Below are 22424 nucleotides of genomic sequence, written 5' to 3'. Positions count from 1 at the left end.
GCATTAGCATCTTCTTGGCTAATAAACACACCTGCCACTGAGGTAGTCTTCTTTTGATCTTGCTGATCTGGAATTGAGGCTACTAGTGGCGAACCTTTACTATCAGTAACTGCAAATACAGGTACAGCTTTCAACTTTTCTCTTACCTGCTCTTCGGTCAGAGCCAGTGCCGCTAAATTTTCCACACTCACTGAGCCTAGTAAGGCACTCGCTACTAAACTTAATGTTGTGCCCCAACGGAACAATGATTTCATAGAAATTACCTCGAATTTTAACGAAGAAGAGCCTGTTACAACTAGAATACCCTGCTCACTGAGAGATCTGAACGCACCTCACTAACCTCTAGTAGAGGCAGAGATTCAAATCAAACTTGATCGATCATAGCTTGACCTGGCTTGTTAACAAGCGCTGATCAGTGGCGTTTAATCCCCCTGTAGCTAACTCTTATCAAGTTTGACTGTATCAAGTTTGACTGTATCAAGTTTGACTTTACCTGACTGTATCAAGTTCCACTGAGTTTACCCTAGTGTCTTGACTGATTTACGGATTTACTTATGGACTGATTGACTTATGAATTTAAAATCGGGATGACAGGATTTGAACCTGCGACATCCTGCTCCCAAAGCAGGCGCGCTACCAAGCTGCGCTACATCCCGGGTGCTACCTCTAATGTAGTATAACCAGTATAACTCACTTTTGGCGCTTTGTGTGTACTCGAGATTAATCTGGATACCAGAACATGCCTTTAATACCTTCTGGGTCAGGCATAAATCCCATTTTACGGTAAAAACTTACCACTTGAGGATCAGCAAATAAGGTGATATTGCTAATATCCTGGCTGCGCAATTTTTTGATCATATATCTCATCAAAGCTTTGCCCAGTCCCTTGGTTTGGAAATCTGGATGAACCACTACATCCCAGATTGTCGCATTGAAAGCATGATCAGAAGTGGCACGGGCAAAGCCAATTAAGCGCCTCGTGTTACCTCGCTGGTACCACATAGAAGTAACCAAAAAGCTATGCTGAATGGCTTTCCTAACTTTGCGCAGAGGACGGCGAGACCAACCAACAGCATCACAAAGTTCTTCCAATTCGTACAGGTCAATTTCTCGTGTTGTACTGAAAAATACCCGTGAGGTACCGTCGGTGCGATATTTTACACCTTCTACGGTATCTCCTTCCGGTCGTGTTTGAGGCAAAGCAGTGTCAGAACTGCTAAAGAAGCTTTTCCAAAAACCCATGCAGGTGTGACAGTGGCGTTATCATAATTGTGAGCTACTTGAACTGGTAATGGTCTTCTTTCCCTGACGGCTCAGACGTTCTGGGTCTCGGTCAACCAGAGCCAGACTTAAATGTTTGTTTCAAAAAACAGAAAGTGATCTTTGATCTATTGGTTTTATTCCACCAGGAAAACTATCATACCCGACCTACCTTGATCTGAAACTAATTCTTTGTGCAAATGATAATACCACAATTAAGCCTCCTATTAAGCCTCCTATATAAATTCTTATCCTAGCATTCCCATCGGTCGCGCTCTTTGAAGTCGCTTGGGTAAGATGCTCGCCTCGGAGGGGGCACAGCTGTTTGCTGCCCTTGAGCGAATCTAAATCAACAACCGATGCAGTGGCGTGACGGGGGTTTCCACGGGGCAAACAGCGGTGCGTTCACGTAGTGTCTCCAAAGGACCATGGCGGTGTTCCGCACACAGACCCATGCGCCACTCGCGTTTTGCATCAACAGCTGCGCTCTTACCGTGGCGAATTTAATTATTAATGGTAAGAGCGCACCTAACAAGGAAAGTCGGCAAGCTACCGAAGGTGGGGAAGTTGGGGAAGATTAGTTAGACTAGGCTAATCAGCAGAATTGGTGAAAAATGAATCAGATCCGCCCTTGTTGTTGCCTCGGGGGACTTAGAGAGTTTTGAGCAAGACAAAAGCCTCAAACCCAGAGGAAACCCTTGGAAATACACCAAATAGCCAAAAAGGGCTCAAACCCAGATATATCAATAAATCAAGCAAATCAATGTTAAACTCTATCTATATATAGATTTAAGGCTCTTTTATCAGTATTTTTGTAAGTCCCTCTACAAGCTTACCGGGTTGTGTTAACTCAAAAAGCTTAGGTGCGCTCTTACCATTAACAATTAAATTCCCGTGGCGGTGCGCCCCTCCAAGGCCGGGTTACCCGACCTTGGGTAGCACCTTGAGGCAAAGCCCGACGCGGGGCGCGAACGGGCGCGCACCTTTTGATAAACAAGAATAGCCACCTACCCCTATCGATGACTGTGGGTTGGAAATCATCCCAACAAGAAATCCTGAAACGCTTCAACCGAGCGTTTCCTAAGTTCTATGAGCAGTTTGTTAGTAGTGAGATCCAACTGCACAACCTCAGACTTGCTTACCGACTCTATAAAACCCAACATGCTGTAATTGAGATCAAACCGGAAGGCTCAAAAAGTGTCCTGCACTTTGCTTACCGGAATGAGTCTTTTCTGCTCAGTGACATTTTTGGCGTTCTGACTGCCTATGGACTGACTATCCACAGTCTCAGTCTTTATGGTCAAATTAGTCCACCAATGCTGGTGTTTATGAAACTAGTGGTGTCTCGTAACCGGAAAGCGCTGACCCACAAAACCTCAGAAAATGTCTGCCGTGCCCTGAGAGAGGCTTTGGCAGGGCGCTTTGAGGTGGAACAAATGCTGGCAGTGGAATTTAATCTCGATGCTGGCTTGAAGCAGGTAGAAACAGAATTTTATGTAGACCCAGTGTTTCATCTACCAGCGCTGTTAATTGAGGCAAATAACCAACCTGGATTATTTTACAAAGTTATGTATGCCATCTGGCAAGAGGATTTACTGGTGGTCAATGCCAACTTGCTGGTGTGGCGGGGACGAACCAGGCTGATTCTTTACCTACTAGGCCCTAACGGAAACTTGATTCCCGATTATTTAGGTCAAAAAATTGCTGAAAGCATTCGGAGGCGATTACTAGGTCAAGTGTTTTAGTCATAAAAAGGTGACAAGCACAGGTGCGACCCGTTGTGATTAAAATCACTGACGAATTTCCTATCCTGTTAATTCTTCGATAAGATCAAGGTATGGCAAGCATTAACATTCTAGGAATATCCCATACTTACGAATTAACACCTCCTACCCAATCATCCTGCCCTGTTCTGGTTTTCATCCACGGCTGGCTGTTAAGCCGTAGCTATTGGCAACCTCTAATTTATAGGTTGTCACAGCAGTATCAGTGTCTGATCTATGACCTGCGGGGATTCGGTGAATCCCAGTCCCAAATTCATAACACTCAAAGCTCAACATCTAACCGGGACTCGGAATCACCATTTCCTGAGACTGCTGTTTCATCCACTGACCGCTATAGCTTAGCTGCCTATGCTGAGGACTTGGGCATCCTGTTAGAAAAACTGGGAATCGAACAAGCTTGGTTAGTTGGTCATTCCCTAGGGGGTAGCATTGCTCTATGGGGTGCCTATTTGCTGCCTCAGAGGATTCAAGGGGTAATCTGTCTTAATGCTGGTGGTGGAATTTATCTTAAAGAAGAATTTGAGCGCTTTCGGCTGGCTGGTGAGCAGTTGGTAAAACGCCGTCCCCGTTGGTTGTGTTATGTCCCTTTACTCGATTTACTGTTTACCCGGGCTCAGGTAGCGCATCCTATTTCCCGGAAATGGGGACGTCAACGGGTTATTGATTTTGTTACTGCTAACGCGGAAGCTGCACTGAGGACGTTACTAGATTCTACCACAGAAGCTGAGGTGCATCGCTTACCTCAGGTTGTTTCCCGACTAAAACAACCTGTTTATTTCATTGCTGGTAGTCAGGATAAGGTAATGGAACCGAAATATGTGCGTCATCTGGCTAGTTTTCACAGTCTCTTTCAATCCTGTGGGGACAATGTGATTGAAATTGCTGAATGTGGACATATGGCGATGGTGGAGAAACCAGATACTATTGAGGATCAAATTCGTAAAATTTTGGCTAATTATAGTTAATTACAATGGGCAATGCTCTGGCCATATACCTGACATTTGCTTAATATCGTTGGCTAGAGCTGATTCAAGGGCTGGGCGGTAGGGTGTGGGAATATCGTACCTGGTTGATGGCCTGTGTGGTGGGATTGGAGTTGGGTGCGATCGCGCATTTTGTCAGTGATTGGGGAAGTTCCGCTTATAAGCAGTTTAAAAAAGGGGGGATCACGGGGTTATGGTCTCCCAAGCAAGGGAGGAGCAAGGGTAGGGGTGCTGGTAAGAGTAAACCACAAAGACGCAAAGCACGCAAAGGCAAGGGAAGTTAGATGTGATCGGGTTTTCCAGTATCATTAGCTGGTTAAAATTTGGCATTAGTGGTAGATTTCGTTAAGACTAATTAAGTGGCGTTTCGCTTTTCGGTTTTATGTCTACTTCCCCGGAACAAGCTCAGCCAGTTGATCAGGTTTCGATGTTGGCCGCTTTGCAAGAGTTGATTGATGTGGTAGCCAGATTGCGATCGCCTGAGGGTGGTTGTCCTTGGGATTTGGCTCAGACCCCTCAGTCCCTAATTCCTTATGTGATTGAAGAAGCTTATGAAGTAGTGGATGCGATTCGCAGTAACAATCAAAATGCGATCGCAGAGGAGTTGGGGGATTTGTTATTGCAGGTAGTTCTGCAAGCTCAGATTAGTAGTGAGCAAGGTCAGTTTACCTTGACCGAGGTAGCTCAGGGGATTACTCAAAAACTAATCCGCCGTCATCCCCATGTGTTCGGTGATGTCCAGGTTGATAATGTCGAGGAGGTGCGTCAAAACTGGGAGGACATTAAGGCAGCAGAGAAAGGAGAAACCGTTGCGGATAAGCAATTATTGAGTCATAAACTCAGTCGCTATAGTAAAACCCTTCCCCCCCTAATGGCTGGGATGAAGATATCGAAAAAGGCCGCTAGTGGTGGGTTTGAGTGGGATAATGTTGAGGGAGTTTGGGATAAGTTTCACGAAGAATTGGCTGAGTTTCAACAAGCACTTGAACAGGACGATAAAGCCCACCAGGAAGCAGAATTGGGAGACGTACTGTTTACTCTGATTAATATAGCGCGTTGGTATGACCTTGACCCTTCAGCTGCTTTGCAGGGAACCCAAGCACGCTTTATTGAAAGGTTAGCCCAAGTGGAAGCATTGGCTGAGCGCCCACTGTCTGATTACACCTTAGATGAGTTGGATGCTCTCTGGCAAAAGGCTAAAGCACTGTTAGCTCAGAAGTAGGGTCTCCTTAGAAGAATTTAGCAGAATAATTAAGCCAGCATAGCAGTAGTATAAAGATATATTTGCTTATTTTTTCCCAATTTATCGAAAAATTACTTTAAAATCAATGATTATGATTCCTGAATCCTGACTTCTGATATCATCTCAGAATAATTACCTTTAATAAAAATCTCCCCCATCTTCCCATCTCCCCACACCTCCGTTTCTCCCCACCCTCCCTAAGATTATGGGTACCCAACCAGAATTAATATCACAGGGGGTATAGCCCCACATCCCCAAGCTCCGGAAAAAGGTTAAAAATATAAACAACAGCCATTACCCTATAGTATAATGTTGGCTCCAGTTCGTCTTATTCCCGGTGCTATACCAGAACTATTTGCTAAAGTTAGCAGCTCTGGAAAAATTACTCTTGCTGATCGATATGGATTGATGGCAGCACTATTGGAGGATTCACTCACCTCCGAAGAGCGAGACTCCATCGACAGATTGCTCCACGCTGTAAATCGGGGCAGGGTGAAGCTTGCTACCTAGTGCTTTGACTATAGGTAGTGGATGAGTCTCCTTGAGAAAAGGATATATAAAACGATAGATAAAAAGAAACCCCCATTGATGTGAGGGGCATGGGGGGCTGGAGAAAACATTGAATCTACTCTATTTCATTAAACAGGAATGTGAGTCGATTTGATAGGCATTCTGGCGGAGATTTATGATTTCCTGGCTTTGCCCTTGATTTAGTCCCTTTCATCGATTGGTGATTGGGCTTCTGGTTTCCCTGTCAGAGGTTTGACTACTTTTGCGATCGCTTCACTGACAAAGGCTTTAATAAACTCATCCCGCTGGTTTAACTGAAACTGCTTCTGGACCACTTCACTCATCCCTCCATCTCCCCAGTCTTGGTCATTGCGGAAGTATTCAATAAAGCTTTTCCCAGCAATTCGGATTAGATAAGCAGCGGTTACCCCCTGAATCGCTTTGCCGACAATATAGGTGGCAAGATTCAACCTTAGTGTAGTGCTAAGGATTTGAATCGCTCCCTTGACAATGCCCAAACTAGCTAAGGTTTTTCCCAAGGATAGGGCTAATTCCCGACCCCTTTCCATATTCAGTTCACAGCCGTAGATTTTGCCAATTTCCACCACCATTTGGGCATTGACTGCTGCAGTTGCTAACAAATCCACCACAGGTAAAGGAGTCAGAGAAATTACACTTGCTCCAATCCACTGGAACCGTTCCACCACCTTATCTGCTTCTCGCCTGCGCTGCTTGTCGAGGATGTGTCGAGCTTCTTGGCCTAACCGTTGGGATTGTAGCAGTATGTTATCAGCAATCAACTCTTCTCCCTCTGCTCTTAATACAGCAGCTAAGCGACGGATTAAGGGCAAAATTTCCGGTTCAGGTTGGCAAAGCTGACCATTTTCTAGGGTAACAGGCTGGGGATTGGCTGCGATCGCAACTACATCTGAACCAGCAATAAAGCTCCTTACTCGGTGGCGCAATCGTGCTAGAATCCTCTCTGAGTCTTGTTCCGTGTACAGGTCAATTTTATTGAAGACAAGAAGCGATCGCTTCCCAATCTCTGCCAACTTTCGGAATGGATCATACTCTGAGTGTCGTAAGTCGTTATCCACCACGAACAACAACAAATCCGCTTCCGTTGCCAAATGTCGTGCCCATTGCTCTCGCTGAGTGCCAACCACGCCAGATTCTAAAATTCCTGGTGTATCAGTAATCAGAATTGGGCGTTCTAATCCCTTCAGCTTTAGTTTGTAGGTTTCCCCAACCTCCGTCGTTCCCATGGGCGCACCGACTTCACCCACCATCCGACCAATCAAAGCATTGACTAGAGAAGTTTTCCCCGCTGAACCAGTACCAAACACTACCACTAACAGTTCCCCACGGGAGAGGATAGCTTCAATTTCCTCAGAGCGACGCAGCATCGCTTGCCGTGACACTTCATCCTGAATCTGTTTGACCTGTTGCCTTACTGCTTTAAGGGTTTCTTCTGCTGCTTCAGTTTTTACCTCCGGGGCTTTAGGTTCCAGACGACCCTTACCTGGCCGTTTCCGGGATTTACCAAATAACCCCATGGTGTAGATTAAGGCCCATATTAGTAGCCCTAGCAAGGTAATCACCAACAGCAGCAGTAAATTAGCCAGTACCGGAGCAGTAAAGGAAATTTGGATATATAGTTGGTATATACCATTAATCAACCAAAGCATTAGCCCCAGAATAATAATGAGGCCAATAATTAGGGTTAGTAGACGTGGCAGGGGCATGGAAGATAGGATAGGTTTTAATTATTAATCTTAGAAGATCCGGCAAGAATTCCCCCATCTTCTGAACCCAAGAGGCTGTGCAATAAAACTCCGGATATCTTTCCCCTCTTGCCTCTTGCCGTCTTGATGCAGTCGCTCATGGGGGAAACCCCCAAGACCGCGCTGCATCGCTCTTGCCTCTTGCCTTTCGCTATATATATCAGCAATTTATAATTGATTTGGGAAACAACTGTTCACATCTGACTGTTTAAATCTTTTAAAAAACAATGAACTTATTCAATAGTATTCTCAGTGCCATTAATAGTCCTACACAACAAGCTAGTTCTAGTCAGCTAGGGGATATTCTGGACACGGTACAGCAGTTGAGTGGTAACCATCACACCAATCCCTCAGCGGTGCAATCTGCCACCTCAATTGTAGGTAAGTATGTGCGTTCAGCGCTGCAACAAAAGCGCAGAAATGAAGGAGATGAGCAGGTACAAGCACTAGTTAATCAATTTGGTGGCATTGGTGCTAGTTCTCAAGTGGTCAATATGCTCTTTAGTGCGCCTCAGATTCAGGAGCTTGTTGGAGAAATTACTAGCAAGACAGGTATTAATGCTGGTATCATTCAAGCCATGCTACCCACCCTGGTACCCGTAGTGTTGAATTTCCTCAAGACTGGCACCAATATTGAGAATCCCCTTGGTTCTAATTCTGTACTCAGTGGCTTTCTAGATGCTGATGGGGATGGGGATGTGGATATTTATGATGCCATGCAGCTGGCATCACGGCACTTAGGACGTTAATCAAAAGTGCGATTCGTTGGCCTAGGAAGAAGCACGAGTTGCTGGAATCAGTAACTTAACCAGTTTTGACAGCTGGGGTTTATCAAAGGCTTGGATCAGTACCTTGGCGGCGGCTTTTGGTTCTAGCACAATCGTAATTTCCTTACCCTTAGTGGTTCGGTTTGGCCGAGTAGATCCTACAGCTGCTAGTTTTTGCAGTGCTGAACTCGGAGCGATCGCAGCCGCTGCCTTTCGCAACTCCTCTAGATTACCCTGTGCTGCTTGCAACTGGTCACTAGCTTCTTTGAGTTCTTTGATCACTAATGGTGCTAACTGGATATAGGAGTTTTGAGGATTTGCGATCGCTTTATGGCAAACTCCCACTAATTTATGCCAACTACCAATCCCAGCCCCCAGTTGAGCCAGACGCTTACAAAGCTTTTGAAGTTGTTGGCGATTGGTTGGTGTGGAAGATTGTTTAAACAGCTCTAGCATATCTTTAAGCAGGCTAATCACCTTCGGCCCAAAGTCTGGGGGAAATTTCCCTTTTGCTGAAGAAGAAGCTTTGCTAGTCGAAACTTGATCAGAACGAATCGCTTTTTCAGCAGCAGAGCTAGAAGCCATTGCCGCTGGTAATTGACTCTCACCACTGACCAAAGTTTTGAGATAATTCTGTAATTGTTCAAAGCCTGGCTGAGCTGCTTTTAGAATTTTTTCTGCTTCACTTTGCTCAAACCCAAACGGTCCTTCCAACAGATCAATCAAAGCTTTGAGGGTATCATAACTCTTTAAAAACAGAGTCTCCAGCTGTTGATCAACCTTAATCTTATTCTCTTGAAGTACTTTGAAAGAATCCTCTAAACGATGGGCAGTCTTTTGAATACTTGTATATCCCAACATCGCCGCCCCGCCTTTAACAGAATGAGCAGCGCGAAACAATTCATTAACCGTCTCTGGTTCATTGACCACTGAGCCCAGATTTAACAGTCCCTGTTCAATGGTTTCCAGGTGTTCTTTCGCTTCTTCAATGAAATAGCCTAAAATCCTTTGCTGATTCCCAGCTTCCACGGCAATTTTTCCTTATCAGAACGGCTAATCACAACAGATTGATGATAATCATCAGAGCAACATTCGATCTGGTGAACGCAGTTTTAAAATCAGTAGACCATAGCGTTGGTTACAGCAACAGCTTATTCTGAGCTTACCCCCAAATCAGCTATTGGGCTATCAATTGTGAAAACTGCTCTTAGATCTTGAGTTGGATCTCTATTGTGGCATCCCACACCAAGTCAGCAAAGACTTTACGCCAGCTTAAAAGCACAAGGAATAGCTAGGGTTAGCTTGAAGCCGACACTTACCTGTTCGGGTAAGCTTCATATTTTATCACCAATCGATTGCAGGCACCGATAAGAATAGCTTATCTCCGGATAAAACTTCCTAATTTAACATAATCATTTACATACAAAAAGTATTCTTAACATTATGTTACATTAAAATTAACACTATGTCATGTTGGCGCAGCTGCCAGCTATGGATACCCCAAATGGATACTATTGAGCTTCTAGAGCGTTATTCAGCAGGTGAGAGGGATTTCCGTGGAGTAGATCTCCAGCAAATCAACCTGAGTGAAGTCAATCTGACTGGAGTAATTTTCAGACGAGTCAACCTAGCTGACGCCAACCTGAGTCTCGCGGTTTTACAGGAAGTCAACCTTAATCAGGCAAATCTGACTGGAGCGAAACTGTGGCGAACCAATTTGAAAAAAACCTCTCTAGTGCAGGCTAACTTGAGTCAGGCATTTATGATTCGGGCGAATCTGACTAGAGTAAACCTGCGCCAAGCTATTCTAACCCGAGCCGATTTAAGATTAACCGTTCTTCAGGATACCGATTTGCGAGGAGCCAATTTAACCAGGGCAGACCTACGCTACGCTGACTTAAGAGGGGCTAACTTGACTGGTGCTTGTCTGCACCAGGCAGACTTGACTAGGGCAAATCTGTGTGATGCTGACCTTTCTCAAGCAAACTTGAGTGGAGCAATTTTGAGTCAGGTAGACTTGAGACGGGTTACTCTCTCAAATGTAGATTTGGGTCAGGCTGAGCTTTCTGGGGCAACGGTACCAGATCAACTCAGTAGTGAATATTCAAACTTCCAAAAGCTAACAGCTAACAACTAATAAATAATCCCTTGATCAAAAGGGTTGGTTTGATCAAAATGGTTTGTAAACAGCATACGAAAATCTATTGATTCAATGGACTATCTGTAGATTTTTCTAGGCGTTTAAGCCGATTTTTCACCACAGTTCTAATTAAGTCTCTGATCACATCGGTCTGAGACCTTTTTGAGCGCTGAAAATATCTTTCTATAATCGCTTGCCCGTCGTCTGAAATGTCTATAGTTAATGTTTTTGCCATGATTCATAACACATGATTTTACTGTGTTATAATAGCACGTATGAAGAAAAAACCGACTACTCTTACCTACTGCAAAGCCTTGCCGCAACTGTCAGAGCGAATGAACGCTCTAGGTTGCAGCGACTTTGAGATGTTTCTGTTTGAGTATTCACAGATATTCCGTCAGGCAAAAATCGAAACGGTTACCCAGTTGCGATCAGGTGACTTCAACAAAGGGCAGTGGAACACTTACCTACAGCAGACTTACGGTATTAACAAACGTCACGCTAACGGTGTGATTGCTAGTGCTAAAGGCGCTGTGGATTCTGCGGCCGAGTGTAGACAAAACCACATTGAGCAACTGTCAGGTAAGTTCAAAAGCGCTAAGGACTGCTTGAGGAAAGCACAGAAGCGATTAGCTAATGGTCGAAAATTCTACGCTAAAAAGAACTGGCAGAACAGTAAAACTGGTTGTAAATTCCCACTGTCTTGTTCGTTACGATATCGTGACACCAATTGGCAAAATCTACGCTTCCAAATCCATCACAAGAAACGTTATATCGCCCACCTAGAGAGAAAAATCGAAGGGTTGAAAGTAGCTCAGCTACAGGTTAAGGTGCCTTACGGTCAGGTATTTGTTGTTGGTAGCAAAGATGAGACCTGGGGAAATCAGGTTTGTCAATGGGACGGTGAAACGATCCGCTTCCGAGTTCCCAAATGTCTTGAGTCCAAGTATGGACAATACGTTTCGGCAGTTATCGGTGACTTTGACCGCAACATCAACCGCCTGCCTGACGATGGTTCTAGAACCTGGCATTTCTACCGCAAAGATCACAAGTGGGTAGCGGCTGTTCAGTTCACGCCTGCTAAGCTTCAGCGTGTCTCACAGCATTCCCGATATGGCTGTATCGGTATCGATCTCAACCCAAGTAGCGTTGGGTGGGCTTATGTTGACGCTGATGGAAACCTGAAAGCTCACGGACAAATCCCGTTACAGCAAGGTCTACCCAGTGGCAAACAGGATGCTCAGATAGTTGATGCTTGTCTACAACTGGTGACGCTGGCTAAAACTTATCAATGTCCGATAGTCCACGAAACCTTAGATTTTGGCAAGAAAAAAGAAGCATTCAGAGAATTGGGACGGAAATACGCTCGAATGCTATCAGGGTGGGCCTATAGCCGATTCTTTGAGCTGCTGAATTCGATTTGCTCTAACCGTGGCGTCTATGTCTTCACGGTCAACCCTGCTTATAGCAGTTTGATCGGGATGGTGAAGTACGCCCGGATGTATGGACTTGCCAGCGATGAAGTGGCCGCGTTGGTGATTGCTAGACGCGGTATGGGATTGAGTGAAAGACTACCCAGTGCCTTAACCGCTTTGATCGGAGTGAATCCGAGCAAACACGTTTGGTACTGGTGGAATCAACTGAATAAGCAAATACAGGCGAGTGCTGTAATCAATCGTCGGCACGATTACTACAGCATCTCTAACTGGGGATTTTTGGTCAAGCCTTCAGCAATCGCGCAGTAGCAGGCAATACTGCTTAAAATCTCGCCTGAATGGGATTACCGTAGCCCGGATCTACAGTTTTCTATAGGTTCAAAAGAACGGTTGGTAGAAGTCTTAACCAAACTCCTAGATAATGCCTGTAAGTTTACTGAGCCAGGGGGTAAAATCACTATCCAAGCCCAAATCAATGAAACTCAACCAGAGTCGATAGGATTCGTAACCAAGAATCGCCACGGTAATCCCATGCTAGAGCTAATTGTAGCAGATACTGGTAGGGGTATTGAACCGAGTCAGCTAGACGCAATATTTGAGAGTTTTTATCAAGAGGAAGATTCACTCCGACGCACTGTTGGTGGCACAGGTCTTGGTCTAGCTATCTGTCGTCAGATTATTAAAGGTATGGGTGGAAAAATTTGGGCTAAGTCTGAGGGGAAAAATCAAGGTAGTCAATTCCACTTTACCATTCCATTAGAATCATCCCAAACCTTGTTGACTGTTGACTATTGATCTTTAATCTTAAACCTACCCTACACCGAACGCCAAAGGCCAACAACCTTCAACCTTCAACCTTCAACATTTAACACTTAACATTAAACATTTAAATTTTAACCTTCAACCTTAAACTCTTGATCCTAATTTCTCGAATAACCGAGCAACCTTTTTTAAATCTTTATCACCTGGTGTTCGCTCTACACCACTGGATAGATCAATCCCACTGGGTTGCACCAACGTTAGGGCATCTAAGACATTATCTGGTGTCAAGCCACCAGCTAGTAACCAAGGGATAGTGGGACGAAATTTTTGTAGCCTTTGCCAGTCTAAGGTTTTACCAGTGCCGCCCAACATTTTTCGATGGTAAGCATCTAGCAATAGTGTATCTACACAACTCAAATAACTATCTGCCTGATTTAAACATTCTGGAGTTCTTATCCTTAAGGCTTTAATAATTTCAATCTCTGGTAAAGCTTGGCGCAGCTTTTGGCAAAATTCTGGGGATTCATTACTATGCAGCTGAACGGCATTTATCCCTGAATCAGCGACAATTTGAGTGATTTCTTCCGTAGAGGTATTAGCAAACACACCAATGCGGTCAACTGATACGGACAAGTGGTTGACCACGACTTGAATTTGCTGGGGTGTAACGTAACGAGGAGAGCCTGGTACACAAATAAAGCCTAATGCTGTTGCTCCCAATTTTGCGATCGCATTTCCTTGCTCCGGTTTCGTAATGCCACAAATTTTTACACGCATTGTTACTTGTTACTTGTTAGTCGTTACTTGTTAGTCGTTACTCGTTACTCATTAATTTCGATTTTCCCTATTCCCTCCATATTTCCCGCTCAAAGCGCAGCATTTCCAGAGAGCAATCTCCATAAAGTGCTTCAATGTGCTCCAAACAGCAGTCAATGGCAAAATCATTTAAATCTGCTTCCTCCACCCCATACATATCCTGAAATACCTCAGGTTCCACCCGACAGAAACGAGGTCGATGGGGATAAATACGACATTCACGGGTGGTGTGGTCGAAATTTATACACCATCCCCCCTCACCTACCATACTCAAATATAGCGCTAGCTCTTCTGGTAGCAGATACTCCTCTAATCCTGGACGCTCAGCTGGGTCAAGATGACAGCAAGCGCCACATTGCTTTACACAACTCCAAGTGGCCATGACTTTGAAAAAAGAGCTACAAACTTAAAGTAGATCTAGCTTAGCGAGTTTTCACCCGTGATAGGTGTGGTCAGGCTTGCCGTTGAGTTTTGTATATTTTTGTAAACTTACTTAAAAAAAACAGATCATTACCCAGTAATATCTAAGGGATGGATTGTGATTAGTCACCATCGGCTTTGTTGGGTTAATTCTGGAGAACACATGTATTTAGCTTTTTTAGATTTTATAGGTAACATCGATTGGGTATTGATTGCTCAGTTGACTATGCTGGCAGCTGTTGTGATTGCTGGTCCAGTGGTCATTTTCGCCCTATATGCTCTTAGAGGCGACCTTTAATAGAGGGTTGAAGGTGACGGGGTTGAAGGTTGAAGGTTGAAGGTTGAACGCGCACGCGTGGCCTTTTGGCCAAGGTTCAGTAGAAAACCTGCAACCTGTAACTGGTTAACTTTCAACTCGCCAGCAACCTATAACTTGTTAACTTTCAACTTGTCAGCAACCTGTAACTTGTCAACTTTCAACTCCTTAGCTGAGTCCCAACGCACGAGTTGCTGCTTTGATCAAGGGGTAGTAAGGAGGTTTAGTGACATTAACTTCTTTAGCATCTTCCCGTTTAGTACCCAAAAGTCCAATGCGTTGTCCTTTCTGAATCGCTAGGACTTTCCCTTCCGGGTTTCTAATCCTTAGTTCATTTAAAGATTCCCAAAGGCTACAGGTGTAGCGGCGCTGATTGTAATAAAATTCTGCTTTTTTGGGGCTTGAGGTACTAGTAACTACGGGTAGACGGACACCCACTAACTCTAACTCAATGGTCGTGTTGCCCTCCCAATGATGCTCTCGCAACTTGTAGGCAATATCTACTCGTTTAGGTAAAGGGAAGTATTCCCCCCAACGCCAAGCAATAGCTTGAATCGTGACTGGTTGATTGTCCTGATTCAAGGTAAGCTTAATGTGTCCCTTACCAACAACTCGTTGCTCAAGGATTTGGACATTGGCACTCCAAAAGACAGGATCCCGATTGCCAATGCCACAGGGGTGAAGCAGATCTAATTGCTGGTAGAGGTTAGAGGTAATTTGAGGGAATTCTAGGCTAGCGTCGATAGCAACTAGGGGTTTGAGGTGTTCAGGTTTTAGAGATTGATGGGCAAAACGGCTAAGGGATTCTTCAAAAGCGCTTAAGTTCTCAGCAGGTAGGGAAAATCCGCCAGCTGCTTTGTGTCCTCCATATTTGCCCAGTAACTCTTTGCAGAACTCTAAGGCTTCAAAAATATTGAATTCAGTTATGCCCCTTGCTGAACCGCGAATGTGTTGTTGGTCGTCGTCTTCATAGGTTCCAATAAAGACTGGGACACCATAGCGCTCTACTAATCGGGAGGCAACAATGCCAATCACTCCATGATGCCAATTCGGTTGGACAATCACTAATACTCGCTTCTGTTGCCAATCTATTCCAGTGTCTTCAATAAATGCGATCGCATCTTGTTCAATATCAGCACACAATTGCTGACGCCGTTGGTTCACTTCTTCACACTGCATTGCCCTCTCACGTGCTACTTCGGGTGCAGTAGTCGTCAGCAGTTCAATTACAATTTGGGGATCCGATAAGCGACCAATAGCGTTAATTCTTGGTCCTAGTCTAAATCCAATATCCTCCGGCTTAAGGGATTTTTGGTCATCTTTAACCCCAGTTATCTCGATTAATGCTTGAACTCCTGCTAATTGAGATTGAGGCAATAACCCTAAGCCTCGCTTTAACCAACGTCGGTTGATCCCCGTTAAAGGGGCTAAATCCGCAATAGTTCCCAGAGTAAATAGTTCTAACAGCTGTTGCGTCAAGCCTTTGAGTTGACCCAGTTCTTGTGCTAGACAGATAGCTAAAATGTAAGCTATCCCTACACCAGCTAAACTTCGGTAGGGTGACTCTTCCGGCAATTGCTTAGGATTGAGAATGGCATCAGCGTCTGGAAGTTCTGGAGGTAGGTCATGGTGGTCAGTTACAATAACCGTTATTCCCAGTTCTACAGCTCTAGCGATAGGTTCATGGGCAGCAATACCATTATCAACCGTTAAAATCACACCCACCCCTTCCTCCGCAAATTCTTCCACAATCCGTGTATTGATGCCATAACCCTCTGTCATCCGGCTCGGGATGGCGTAGTCTACATCCGCCCCCAACCAGCGTAATGCTCTGAGTAACAAAGCCGTGCTGGTCATGCCATCAGCATCGTAGTCTCCACAGATAGCGATTTTTTCTTGATTTGCGATCGCTTCAGTGAGCATCTCGACACTAATTGCCAAATCGGGAAATTCATCAATTGGTGCAGGCATCACCTGAGATAGGGGATTGAGGAAAACCTGCGCTTGTTCAGAGGTTTCAATACCCCGATTAATAAGGAGTTGAGCGATTAGGGGGGAAATGCCTCTAGCTTGGGCGAGTTGGTTAGCTTGTTCAGTTTTGAGGGGGGCAATTTCCCAACGCTGATTAGGCAATTGGGGATGGGGTTTGGATGGGGTGGGTGAGAGGTGGTTGTGCACAGGTGTCGTGATCGAACAACAATAGCCCATACTATCACCCATGGGATCAGTTATTGGATTTGACTGAGATAATTACAATCAGTTATAATCTTAACATTTTGTAATACTCAGATCCCTGGGTTTGCCAAGCCAGAGATAAGCTATCGATAGATATATCTTGAACAGCTGTCTGCAAACCCGTTTAATCCTGATTAATTTTCAATTTTAAATTGTTAATTAATCAGAAAATTTTCCCTGGTTTATATTATTTAAAAGTAGTCAATAGTACATGATATGAACCCTATTTAAAATTAAAAAATTTTCATTAAACTTCTTCCCGAATAAAATTAGTCAATTAAGTCAATTTAAAGGCACGTTTAACAAAATCAGAAGGAACTTTTGCAACTATGGACTACCGCCATATTCAGTTTTGCGATCGCAAATCTAAAATCGACTATTACCAGCTACAACAATTGTTTAACCTAGGTGCTTTTTGGGCAAAAGACCGAAAAATCGAGGATTGGCAAGTTGCGATCGCTAACAGTGATCCTGTCATCAGTGTCTGGGATAACCAGAAGCTGATTGGATTAGCCAGAGCTACCTCTGATGGAATTTATCGGGCAACCATTTGGGATGTCGTTATCCACCCAGACTATCGAGGGGCTGGGCTAGGGCGTAAGCTAGTGGAAACCGCACTCTCTCATCCTCAGATGAGCCGAGTAGAGAGAGTTTATCTGATGACCACCCATCAACAAAGTTTTTACGAACGCATTGGTTTTGAGCTGAACTCCAGTACCACAATGGTCTTGTACAATAAGCCTCTAGCTACTCTAGTCCCTAGTAAGGCTCTACAATCTCAGGAATCCCCTGGGGTATAGAAACATGAAACCGGGTAAGATTCTCAGCAGAGGCATCATTTTGAGCTTCTTCACTGGGGACCGCTAATACTTCTATACGCCCCTGCATCACTTCCAGGAGTGTTTGAATCATCAACAAGGTCAGTCCAGATGAAGTGGATACCGTTTCACTGGGCTGTTTTGATTGATCTAGAGGTAATTGCAATAAATCAACAGCTTCAGCCCAACAGCTGATGGCACAGGGCATATCAATCCAGATGGAAACTGTTTCAGATTTATAGGACAGTGCAGTCCAAACTTTAATTTGACCACTGGTTATCTGAGTAATGGCAGTATCTACCATCATTACTAATGCCTGTCGAAAACGCCGTGGATCTGCTAAAATATAGATTTGGGGGTCAGGTGGAACTATTTCCAGGTGGAGATTGCGATTGGCAGCTTGCAAATGGGTGAGACGATCGAGGTCTTCCAACAGCTGCTTCAACGGGACTGAGCAAATCTCCAAAACGTTAGTACCGTGTTCAGTTTTAGCTACAGCAGTCACCTCATCAAGCAGTTTGACCATAGTATGGGCAGAGGCGTTAGCCTGCTTCACAAATTCTCTCTCTTCTTCTGGAGACTCACAGAGATCCGACAAAATCAACTGATGTAAACCAATCAACCGACTCAGGGGCGATCGCAACTCGTGGGAAGTTCGTGCCAAAAATCCGGCTTTAAACTGGCTCATTTCCCTTGCCATTTGGTAAGCCAATTCATTTTGCTTGAATTCCTCTTTTAGATGCTGGATTTCTTCAGCATCAGTTTGATGGCATCCAGAGGTCTTTGAGTTTGTGCTTTCATGGAAAAATTTCCTGAAGCGACTCCCCATAACTCCTAACCCAATGCCTACTAGCAAATAGATCAGATCCGTCTCACCCATGCTTATTAAGTCTTGCCACACTAAAAACGTCAAAAGGTGCGAGCCCGTTGGTGCGATCCTAGGCCGCGAGGGATTGCTCGCGGCCTAGGAGGCGCGCACCTTGAGCGAATTTAATTCGCCAACGGAAAGCGCACCTAAAAAAATTGAAGGATAAAGAATGAAGGTTGAAGGTTGTACTGCTGCTAATCGACAAGGGTAGAGTTGGGTAGGCAACCAGGCTAAAAAAAATACCTGTTGCCAAGTAACCAATCGATAGAACGTTTTCAGGCTTCCTTCACAATTCAGGCTTCCTTCACAATTCAGACTTCCTTCACAATTCAAACTTCATACTTTTTTGTCAGATCTTTTTAAGGATAGCTAGTTTTTTTCAAAGGTGAGTAGAAGGATTAAAACTTTGAATCGTCTAATTGAATCCCTCCAGCACGCAAAATTTCCCAGCCACTGCTTGTCCATTTGGCAACAGTAGACGGGACGCCAATCTTGTCTGGTTTGATAGCTTCTAACTCAGCTGGCTGGAGCGTCAATACCTCGGGAAACTGCACCTCAACCGCTGCCATGGTTTGCAAAGGTGGCTCGCCTGAGTAATTAGCACTGGTAGTTGCCAACGGACCAGTCTTGGACAAAATTGCGATCGCTATCCTGGAAGCTGGCACACGCACCCCAATAGTAGTCGGGTCAGAAGGATTCATAACGGTAGGTACTTTATCTGAAGCGGGTAAAACCAATGTTAATGCTCCTGGCCAATACTTCTGAGCCATGTGTTCCCAAATCGACCTCTGTGAGGAAGTACCTTGAACATATGGCCAAAGAGACTTAGGAGATGCCCCCATCAAAATCAAAGGTTTGTCTTGAGGACGCCGCTTTGCCTCAAACACCAACTCTGACTTGTCCGGTAGCACTGCTAGTGCTGGTACAGTATCTGTCGGAAAACTTACCAGCTTACCTGAGAGAGCCCCGGAAATCAGGGTAGCCATAGAAACTTGGGTCATTGCTCACCAGCACACTAAAAAGAAGAAGCTATAACGTTAAAGGTAAAAGCTTGCGGAAATTATCCAAAGCTTTTTACCTATTGGCATTCATCCATACCTTGTTTATACTTCATACTTCCTATAAGCTAGAGCAAAGCGGTCAATACCTCCTAAATCGGGAAATATCTGAATCTGAGAGTAACTGCCCTGGTTTTGTAGTAGTTGAACAACCTTGTCCGCTTGTCCTGCCATCATTTCAATTAACCAAACACCGCCTGGGCGCAGATAATCCCCAGACATCTCAATCAGCTGTCGGATACAGTCTAGACCATCCCTGCCACCGTCGAGGGCAATATGGGGTTCATGGTAGTATATTTCTGGTTGTAGCTGTTTGAGGGAGTTACTAGGTATATAAGGTGGATTTGCCACCATACCACTTAACTGACCTTTCCAGGCTTCTAGAGGTGAATACCAAGAACCATGGTAGAACTTAATTTTTTCTGCCATGCCCAACTGTTGAGCATTAAGTTGAGCAATGGCAAGGGCTTCTTGAGTGCAATCAACGGCATGAATTTTCCCATGGGGAAATACCTCTGCCAGTCCACAAGCGATCGCTCCACTACCAGTGCCCAAATCCGCCCAGTGTCCTGATGATAAGTCAGGTGTAGAGCTCATAGCTACACCATTGACCGCCAAATCAATCAGGGATTCAGTTTCTGGGCGGGGAATCAGGACAGCTGGGGAAACTCTCAAGGAGAAATGACGCCAAGGAGTAACCCCAGCTAGGTATTGAACTGGGCATCGCTGATGGATACGCCTTTGCCAGAGTTGGGTTAGTACAGCTAGAGGTTGGGAAAGTTGAATAGTTGAGTTTTCAGTGGCTTTCCCTGAAAAGGAACACTGTTGCCATGACTCCAAGCGCAGTACTAATGGGTCAAGCTCAGCTACCTCCTTTAGCAACCAGTCCACTTCGGCTGTAGGAACACCTGCCTCGGTGGCAGACTTGCAGGCATCTTGACGCCACTGCCAGAGTTCTTTTCCCGAGACCACCCACCGCTGATCCATAATCATTGATTTGGACGTTGGCCTTGATTTGGGGGCAAACTTTGCAAAAATTTAATGGATTCCTGGGATGGCACTAGTACGATTTTCTCTAGCTGCTGATCATTGCTCTCCTGTAAGGTTTGAATAACGCCCTCTAGAGGCACTACTTCTATCTTAACCTGGGAGTTAGGGTCTTGCTGCTTATAGCGGTTCACTATACTCTGCAATTGTTCTTTGTTAAAAAAGAACGGAATTGATGAGACCCCATTTTGTTGAATGGTTAGGTATCCGCTATTGCTAGCTTCTTTTGCCACAAACAGCGGTACCCCCTGAAATGGCTTTTTTTCTTGACCATTTTGGTTCCAGATCGCTTGTGCCTGCTTTAACTGCTCTTGGTTTGGTATGTAGGCAAAATTTAAACCATCGGGAACGGTGCGATTCTTTTGATTTTGCTCATGAACTTCCATCAAAGATACAGGCACTACTTGTACCTTGCTACCTAGTTCAGGATTTTGCTGCTTTAAACGCTGTACAAAGGCATTAGCATCTCCTTGGCTAATAAACACACCTGCCACTGAGGTAGTCTTCTTTTGATCTTGCTGATCTGGAATTGAGGCTACTAGTGGCGAACCTTTAGTATCAGTAACTGCAAATACAGGGACACGTCTCAACTTTTCTCTTACCTGCTCTTCGGTCAGAGCTAGTGCCGGTAAATTTTCTGCGGTCACTGAGCCTAGTAAGGCACTCCCTACTAAACTTAATGTTGTGCCCCAACGGAACAATGATTTCATAGAAATTACCTCTAATTTTAACGAAGAAGAGCCTGTTACAACTAGAATACCCTGCTGACTGAGAGATCTGAACGCACCTCACTAACCTCCAGTAGAAGCAGATCTTCAAGTCATTCTTGTCGATCATAGCTTGACGTGGCATGTCAACTTAGCTGATTGGGGGCGTTTAATGCCTCTGCACCTGAATCTTATCAAGCTCCACTGACTTTAACCTAGTGTCTTGACTGGTTAACTGACTGACTGATGAATTTCTAATCGGGATGACAGGATTTGAACCTGCGACATCCTGCTCCCAAAGCAGGCGCGCTACCAAGCTGCGCTACATCCCGGATGCTACCTCTAAGTAGTATAACTACTATAACTCACTTTTGGCACTTTGTGTGTACTCGAGATTAATCTGGATACCAGAACATGCCTTTAATACCTTCTGGGTCAGGCATAAATCCCATTTTACGGTAAAAACTTACTACTTGAGGATCGGCAAATAAGGTGATATTGCTAATATCCTGGCTGCGCAATTTTTTGATCATATATCTCATCAAAGCTTTACCCAGTCCCTTGGCTTGGAAATCTGGATGAACCACTACATCCCAGATTGTGGCATTGAAAGCATGATCAGAAGTGGCACGGGCAAAGCCAATTAAGCGCCTCGTGTTACCTCGCTGGTACCACATAGAAGTAACCAAAAAGCTATGCTGAATGGCTTTCCTAACTTTGCGCAAAGGACGCCGAGACCAACCAACAGCATCACAAAGTTCTTCCAATTCGTACAGGTCAATTTCCCGTGTTGTACTGAAAAATACCCGTGAGGCACCGTCGGTGCGATATTTTACACCTTCTACGGTATCTCCTTCAGTTCGTGTTTGAGGCAAAGCAGTGTCAGAACTGCTAAAGAAGCTTTTCCAAAAACCCATGCAGGTGTGACAGTGGCGTTATCATAATTGTGAGCTACTTGGACTGGTAATGGTCTTCTTTCCCTGACGGCTCAGACGTTCTGGGTCTCGGTCAACCAGAGCCAGACTTAAATGTTTCAAAAAACAGAAAGTGATATTTGATCTATTGGTTTTACTCCACCAGGAAAACTATCATACCCGACCTACCTTGATCTGAAACTAATTCTTTGTGCAAATGATAATACCACAATTAAGCCTCCTATCTAAATTCCTATCCTAGCATTCCCTCAAGACCCCGCTGAATCAAGACAGGGTAAGATTCTTCGGAGGGGACACATTTGAGCCCTTAGGCGAATCTAAAATCAACAAGCGATGCAGCGCGGTCAAAGGGAGCCAGCGCGGCCAAAGGGGGTTCCCACCATGAGCGACTGGCGTGGTTTCTACGGGGCAAACAGCGGTGCGGACGCAGGTTTCCTTTGAATTACCGTAAGGAGAGGGGAGCCTTTATAAGCGATAGGCTATGAGTAATAATTTTAAGTTACATGAAATAAGGCTCCCCCATCCGGCGGTTATG

Annotated in this window: 24 protein-coding genes, 2 tRNA genes and 1 pseudogene; 10 read left to right on the top strand and 17 right to left on the bottom strand. The window is 44.7% G+C overall.

Features of this window, described 5'->3' with window-relative positions:
* The 3 genes from F6K57_RS09645 to F6K57_RS09635 form a co-directional block, all read right to left on the bottom strand.
* Positions 1-254, bottom strand: a 254-nt coding sequence (locus F6K57_RS09645) for a Tic22 family protein (protein WP_364302109.1), incomplete at its 3' end; no start/stop codon positions are given.
* Between the two features lie 328 nt (positions 255-582).
* Positions 583-656: transfer RNA gene (locus F6K57_RS09640), tRNA-Pro, on the bottom strand.
* A 64-nt stretch (positions 657-720) separates the two neighbouring features.
* On the bottom strand, positions 721-1242 hold the full coding sequence (locus F6K57_RS09635; protein WP_070392308.1) for a GNAT family N-acetyltransferase: 522 nt from the start codon (positions 1240-1242) through the stop codon (positions 721-723).
* 1037 nt (positions 1243-2279) lie between these two features.
* On the opposite strand from F6K57_RS09635, the gene F6K57_RS09630 reads away from it, so the two are divergent.
* The 3 genes from F6K57_RS09630 to mazG all read left to right on the top strand — a co-directional run bounded on the left by F6K57_RS09630 (position 2280) and on the right by mazG (position 5249).
* Positions 2280-3005: a hypothetical protein gene (locus F6K57_RS09630; RefSeq protein ID WP_070392306.1), complete on the top strand. Its 726-nt coding sequence runs from the start codon at positions 2280-2282 to the stop codon at positions 3003-3005.
* Positions 3006-3097: 92 nt separating this feature from the next.
* On the top strand, positions 3098-4009 hold the full coding sequence (locus F6K57_RS09625; protein ID WP_293066929.1) for an alpha/beta hydrolase: 912 nt from the start codon (positions 3098-3100) through the stop codon (positions 4007-4009).
* 400 nt (positions 4010-4409) lie between these two features.
* Positions 4410-5249 (top strand): nucleoside triphosphate pyrophosphohydrolase, encoded by an 840-nt coding sequence (gene mazG / locus F6K57_RS09620; RefSeq protein WP_293018416.1) that lies wholly within the window; start codon positions 4410-4412, stop codon positions 5247-5249.
* A 159-nt stretch (positions 5250-5408) separates the two neighbouring features.
* Here mazG and F6K57_RS09615 read toward each other — a convergent pair whose 3' ends face one another.
* Positions 5409-5558: a hypothetical protein gene (locus F6K57_RS09615; RefSeq protein WP_293018414.1), complete on the bottom strand. Its 150-nt coding sequence runs from the start codon at positions 5556-5558 to the stop codon at positions 5409-5411.
* Between the two features lie 21 nt (positions 5559-5579).
* Between F6K57_RS09615 and F6K57_RS09610 the strand changes: the two genes are divergently transcribed.
* Positions 5580-5780 (top strand): hypothetical protein, encoded by a 201-nt coding sequence (locus tag F6K57_RS09610; protein WP_075898656.1) that lies wholly within the window; start codon positions 5580-5582, stop codon positions 5778-5780.
* Between the two features lie 200 nt (positions 5781-5980).
* On the opposite strand, the gene F6K57_RS09605 is transcribed toward F6K57_RS09610, so the two are convergent.
* Complete coding sequence (locus F6K57_RS09605; protein ID WP_293043593.1) at positions 5981-7525, bottom strand: GTP-binding protein; 1545 nt, start codon at positions 7523-7525, stop codon at positions 5981-5983.
* A 30-nt stretch (positions 7526-7555) separates the two neighbouring features.
* Positions 7556-7693, bottom strand: coding sequence for a hypothetical protein (locus F6K57_RS09600; RefSeq protein ID WP_293066924.1), 138 nt, complete (start codon positions 7691-7693; stop codon positions 7556-7558).
* Between the two features lie 98 nt (positions 7694-7791).
* On the opposite strand from F6K57_RS09600, the gene F6K57_RS09595 reads away from it, so the two are divergent.
* Positions 7792-8313 (top strand): hypothetical protein, encoded by a 522-nt coding sequence (locus F6K57_RS09595; RefSeq protein WP_293066922.1) that lies wholly within the window; start codon positions 7792-7794, stop codon positions 8311-8313.
* Positions 8314-8334: 21 nt separating this feature from the next.
* Here the strand turns inward: F6K57_RS09595 and F6K57_RS09590 are convergent, their stop codons facing one another.
* Positions 8335-9360, bottom strand: a complete 1026-nt coding sequence (locus F6K57_RS09590; RefSeq protein WP_293043597.1) for an Hpt domain-containing protein — start codon at positions 9358-9360, stop codon at positions 8335-8337.
* 475 nt (positions 9361-9835) lie between these two features.
* Here F6K57_RS09590 and F6K57_RS09585 point away from each other — a divergent pair, with 475 nt between their 5' ends.
* Positions 9836-10468 (top strand): pentapeptide repeat-containing protein, encoded by a 633-nt coding sequence (locus F6K57_RS09585; protein ID WP_293066918.1) that lies wholly within the window; start codon positions 9836-9838, stop codon positions 10466-10468.
* A gap of 64 nt (positions 10469-10532) precedes the next feature.
* Here the strand turns inward: F6K57_RS09585 and F6K57_RS09580 are convergent, their stop codons facing one another.
* Entirely contained in the window at positions 10533-10706 is a 174-nt protein-coding gene (locus F6K57_RS09580; protein WP_293018399.1) for a hypothetical protein, read from the bottom strand.
* A gap of 40 nt (positions 10707-10746) precedes the next feature.
* Between F6K57_RS09580 and F6K57_RS09575 the strand changes: the two genes are divergently transcribed.
* Positions 10747-12216, top strand: coding sequence for a hypothetical protein (locus F6K57_RS09575; protein WP_293018397.1), 1470 nt, complete (start codon positions 10747-10749; stop codon positions 12214-12216).
* 75 nt (positions 12217-12291) lie between these two features.
* A pseudogene (locus tag F6K57_RS09570) lies at positions 12292-12702 on the top strand (ATP-binding protein); the annotation flags it as partial.
* 111 nt (positions 12703-12813) lie between these two features.
* On the opposite strand, the gene F6K57_RS09565 reads toward F6K57_RS09570, so the two are convergent.
* Both F6K57_RS09565 and F6K57_RS09560 read right to left on the bottom strand, forming a co-directional pair.
* Complete coding sequence (locus tag F6K57_RS09565) at positions 12814-13446, bottom strand: phosphoribosylanthranilate isomerase (RefSeq protein WP_293018395.1); 633 nt, start codon at positions 13444-13446, stop codon at positions 12814-12816.
* Between the two features lie 67 nt (positions 13447-13513).
* The gene (locus tag F6K57_RS09560) at positions 13514-13867 is read right to left on the bottom strand and encodes a YkgJ family cysteine cluster protein (protein ID WP_293018393.1); all 354 of its coding nucleotides are present in this window, start codon (positions 13865-13867) and stop codon (positions 13514-13516) included.
* Between the two features lie 201 nt (positions 13868-14068).
* Between F6K57_RS09560 and F6K57_RS41950 the strand changes: the two genes are divergently transcribed.
* Positions 14069-14203, top strand: a complete 135-nt coding sequence (locus F6K57_RS41950) for a photosystem II reaction center protein Ycf12 (protein ID WP_008178400.1) — start codon at positions 14069-14071, stop codon at positions 14201-14203.
* 186 nt (positions 14204-14389) lie between these two features.
* On the opposite strand, the gene recJ is transcribed toward F6K57_RS41950, so the two are convergent.
* Positions 14390-16441: a single-stranded-DNA-specific exonuclease RecJ gene (gene recJ / locus F6K57_RS09555; protein ID WP_293018391.1), complete on the bottom strand. Its 2052-nt coding sequence runs from the start codon at positions 16439-16441 to the stop codon at positions 14390-14392.
* Positions 16442-16785: 344 nt separating this feature from the next.
* Between recJ and F6K57_RS09550 the strand changes: the two genes are divergently transcribed.
* Positions 16786-17256 carry a GNAT family N-acetyltransferase gene (locus F6K57_RS09550; RefSeq protein WP_293018389.1) on the top strand — a complete coding sequence of 157 codons (471 nt, stop codon included), beginning with the start codon at positions 16786-16788 and terminating at the stop codon, positions 17254-17256.
* Here the strand turns inward: F6K57_RS09550 and F6K57_RS09545 are convergent.
* The 6 genes from F6K57_RS09545 to F6K57_RS09520 form a co-directional block, all read right to left on the bottom strand.
* Entirely contained in the window at positions 17216-18187 is a 972-nt protein-coding gene (locus F6K57_RS09545) for a HAMP domain-containing sensor histidine kinase (protein ID WP_293018387.1), read from the bottom strand. The genes F6K57_RS09550 and F6K57_RS09545 overlap by 41 nt on opposite strands.
* 353 nt (positions 18188-18540) lie before the next feature.
* Complete coding sequence (locus F6K57_RS09540; protein ID WP_293018386.1) at positions 18541-19143, bottom strand: L-threonylcarbamoyladenylate synthase; 603 nt, start codon at positions 19141-19143, stop codon at positions 18541-18543.
* 102 nt (positions 19144-19245) lie between these two features.
* Positions 19246-20193, bottom strand: coding sequence for a peptide chain release factor N(5)-glutamine methyltransferase (prmC, locus tag F6K57_RS09535; protein ID WP_293018385.1), 948 nt, complete (start codon positions 20191-20193; stop codon positions 19246-19248).
* A complete protein-coding gene (locus tag F6K57_RS09530) occupies positions 20190-20957 on the bottom strand; it encodes a Tic22 family protein (protein WP_293018383.1) in 768 nt (255 codons plus the stop codon). Before F6K57_RS09530 ends, prmC begins: the two co-directional genes overlap by 4 nt.
* Before the next feature lie 255 nt (positions 20958-21212).
* Positions 21213-21286 (bottom strand) — tRNA-Pro (locus F6K57_RS09525).
* 63 nt (positions 21287-21349) lie between these two features.
* A complete protein-coding gene (locus tag F6K57_RS09520) occupies positions 21350-21871 on the bottom strand; it encodes a GNAT family N-acetyltransferase (protein WP_293018381.1) in 522 nt (173 codons plus the stop codon).
* Positions 21872-22424 lie beyond the last annotated feature (553 nt).

It is taken from the genome of Moorena sp. SIO4A5 (assembly GCF_010672005.1).
Lineage (GTDB): Bacteria > Cyanobacteriota > Cyanobacteriia > Cyanobacteriales > Coleofasciculaceae > Moorena.
Note: the sequence above shows the minus strand (reverse complement) of the source record. Positions and strands in the feature narration are given on the sequence as shown.

Bases quoted from the DNA above. Each gene is read 5' to 3' on its own strand.
- F6K57_RS09530 (WP_293018383.1), bottom strand. From the start codon at position 20,957: ATGAAATCATTGTTCCGTTGGGGCACAACATTAAGTTTAGTAGGGAGT.
- F6K57_RS09600 (WP_293066924.1), bottom strand. From the start codon at position 7,693: ATGCAGCGCGGTCTTGGGGGTTTCCCCCATGAGCGACTGCATCAAGAC.
- F6K57_RS09630 (WP_070392306.1), top strand. From the start codon at position 2,280: ATGACTGTGGGTTGGAAATCATCCCAACAAGAAATCCTGAAACGCTTC.
- mazG (WP_293018416.1), top strand. From the start codon at position 4,410: ATGTCTACTTCCCCGGAACAAGCTCAGCCAGTTGATCAGGTTTCGATG.
- F6K57_RS09610 (WP_075898656.1), top strand. From the start codon at position 5,580: ATGTTGGCTCCAGTTCGTCTTATTCCCGGTGCTATACCAGAACTATTT.
- F6K57_RS09625 (WP_293066929.1), top strand. From the start codon at position 3,098: ATGGCAAGCATTAACATTCTAGGAATATCCCATACTTACGAATTAACA.
- F6K57_RS09565 (WP_293018395.1), bottom strand. From the start codon at position 13,446: ATGCGTGTAAAAATTTGTGGCATTACGAAACCGGAGCAAGGAAATGCG.
- F6K57_RS09575 (WP_293018397.1), top strand. From the start codon at position 10,747: ATGAAGAAAAAACCGACTACTCTTACCTACTGCAAAGCCTTGCCGCAA.
- F6K57_RS09520 (WP_293018381.1), bottom strand. From the start codon at position 21,871: ATGGGTTTTTGGAAAAGCTTCTTTAGCAGTTCTGACACTGCTTTGCCT.
- F6K57_RS09585 (WP_293066918.1), top strand. From the start codon at position 9,836: ATGGATACTATTGAGCTTCTAGAGCGTTATTCAGCAGGTGAGAGGGAT.
- F6K57_RS09605 (WP_293043593.1), bottom strand. From the start codon at position 7,525: ATGCCCCTGCCACGTCTACTAACCCTAATTATTGGCCTCATTATTATT.
- F6K57_RS09635 (WP_070392308.1), bottom strand. From the start codon at position 1,242: ATGGGTTTTTGGAAAAGCTTCTTTAGCAGTTCTGACACTGCTTTGCCT.
- recJ (WP_293018391.1), bottom strand. From the start codon at position 16,441: ATGGGTGATAGTATGGGCTATTGTTGTTCGATCACGACACCTGTGCAC.
- F6K57_RS09595 (WP_293066922.1), top strand. From the start codon at position 7,792: ATGAACTTATTCAATAGTATTCTCAGTGCCATTAATAGTCCTACACAA.
- F6K57_RS41950 (WP_008178400.1), top strand. From the start codon at position 14,069: ATGTATTTAGCTTTTTTAGATTTTATAGGTAACATCGATTGGGTATTG.
- F6K57_RS09580 (WP_293018399.1), bottom strand. From the start codon at position 10,706: ATGGCAAAAACATTAACTATAGACATTTCAGACGACGGGCAAGCGATT.
- prmC (WP_293018385.1), bottom strand. From the start codon at position 20,193: ATGATTATGGATCAGCGGTGGGTGGTCTCGGGAAAAGAACTCTGGCAG.
- F6K57_RS09540 (WP_293018386.1), bottom strand. From the start codon at position 19,143: ATGACCCAAGTTTCTATGGCTACCCTGATTTCCGGGGCTCTCTCAGGT.
- F6K57_RS09560 (WP_293018393.1), bottom strand. From the start codon at position 13,867: ATGGCCACTTGGAGTTGTGTAAAGCAATGTGGCGCTTGCTGTCATCTT.
- F6K57_RS09550 (WP_293018389.1), top strand. From the start codon at position 16,786: ATGGACTACCGCCATATTCAGTTTTGCGATCGCAAATCTAAAATCGAC.